Here is a 1,823-nt window from a genome sequence, read left to right on the forward strand (position 1 = left end):
CCTTATTGAATTACGATCGTAATTTTATATTATAACCGTCATGGCATCGCGCTGAGCCGCTGTTTGGTGGACGCGGAATGCCGCAAACAGGCTCTTTGCGAGGACTCCATGAATGACAGCAGCAGCATTTCAGGTCGTAGCGCACCGCGAGAATCCTTCGATCCCTCTTCGTTGGGGCTCGTAGCGGCTGCAGCAGCTATTCGTGAAGGCCATATTACATCCGAAGCCTACACTGCGGCGCTTCTGCTTCGCGCCCGAACGCTTGCCGAACTGAACTCCTTTGTCACCATCGACGAGGCCGCCGTGTTGGCGGCCGCGAGAGACGCGGACAAAGCACGAGCCGCCGGATCGGCGGCTCTGCTGCTGGGTGTGCCGCTCGGGGTGAAAGACAGTTATTTGACGAAAGGGCTGCCTACCAGCCTAGGTCTCGATAGCCTTGCTCACTTCGTTCCGCGCGAAGATGCAGACGCTGTCCGCGCCATCAAGCGTGCGGGTGCCTTGGTCTTCGGGAAGAACAACCTCGTCGAGATGTCTTACGGCTTGACCGGGCACAACGCACGTTACGGCCAAGTGAAGAATCCGCACGCACGAGATCGCGTCTCGGGCGGTTCCTCGAGCGGCTCCGCCGCATCTGTGGCCGCGGGCCTCGTTCCCGCGTCGTTGGGCGGTGACACGGTCGGGTCGATCCGGGTGCCCGCATCCTTCTGTGGGGTCGTGGGATTCAAGCCAACGACCGGACGTTGGCCGCGCAACGGCGTTGCTCCGATCTCCCATACGCTCGACACGACGGGTGCATTCGTCCGAAGCGTCGAGGACTGCATTTTGCTGGATCAGGTCGTGACGGGTGAACAAACGGCCGAGTTCTCCGACGACGACTACGATCTCAGGGGAACTCGACTGGCCTTCGCGCCCCGACAGTTCCTCGATCTGGTGGACTCGGAGGTCGAAGACCGGTTCCGCGAGGTGGTTCTGCAGCTACAGGAGGCCGGCGCCGAGGTTATTGAGGTTGATCTTGGCGACGATTTCAACGCCCTCGTCCAAACCGCGACGTGGGGCATCTTCGCTCACGAGACCATGGGAGCGATTTCGGAATTCCTTCGCCGCCACGATATTCCGACCACGTTCGAGGCGATTTACGAGGATCTTAAACCCCAACTTAGGCAGGCTTGGGGGCAGATCGTACTGCCGGGCGGTGCAGGTGCCATTTCATCGGAGGCCTATTGGACAACGCTCAACGTGAGCCGGCCGGAAATCCAGCGCAGGCTCGACGCGGCGTTCGTCGCTCACGGTGCGCAGGGCATTCTGCAGCCAACCACGCCTTGCACGGCACCTTTGATTGAGGAGCAGGTGACCGTTCATATCGCGGGGCAGGATGTCAGCTACCTTGCTTTGGCGAACCACACTGTCTCGGCGAGCAGCGTGGGGCTGCCGGGTATCAGTTTTCCCGTCGGCCTCTCGCGCGCTGGGCTGCCGATTGGCCTTGAGCTTGACGCTTCGTTAGGTAGCGACCGGACGCTTTTGGTCCTTGCCCGGAAGATCGAAGGCGTCTTGGGCGCCAAGTCGACCGCGATCTAACGCCGTGGCCCCCAACGGGCTGCAGGAATTGGTGGAGTTGGGAGAAGATGCGTTTCGAAAAAGGTCACAAGGCGGCAACACGACGGCACATCGTCGATGTGGCATCGAGGTGCCTACGCCGCGACGGCATCGCCGCCGCCGGGATAGCCGGGATGATGGGAGAGGCCGGCCTGACCAAAGGGGCATTCTCTCCGCATTTCGAGTCAAAGGACGCGCTTGTTCGCGAGGCGCTGGCGAGCGCGCTCGGC

At 61.4% G+C, this 1,823-nt stretch carries 2 protein-coding genes; both read left to right on the forward strand.

The genetic code is table 11. From position 1 onward, the window contains the following. Positions 1-108 precede the first annotated feature (108 nt). On the forward strand, positions 109-1,575 hold the full coding sequence (locus I6F35_RS39480) for an amidase family protein (protein WP_225122953.1): 1,467 nt from the start codon (positions 109-111) through the stop codon (positions 1,573-1,575). A gap of 47 nt (positions 1,576-1,622) precedes the next feature. Continuing rightward, a partial coding sequence (locus I6F35_RS39485; protein ID WP_225122954.1) for a TetR family transcriptional regulator occupies positions 1,623-1,823 on the forward strand: 201 nt, incomplete at its 3' end.

It is taken from the genome of Bradyrhizobium sp. BRP22, assembly GCF_020194175.1.
In the GTDB taxonomy this organism is placed as follows: domain Bacteria; phylum Pseudomonadota; class Alphaproteobacteria; order Rhizobiales; family Xanthobacteraceae; genus Bradyrhizobium.

What these genes read in the sequence shown, in the direction of transcription:
- I6F35_RS39480 (WP_225122953.1), top strand. Translation starts at nt 109, where the DNA reads ATGAATGACAGCAGCAGCATTTCAGGTCGTAGCGCACCGCGAGAATCC.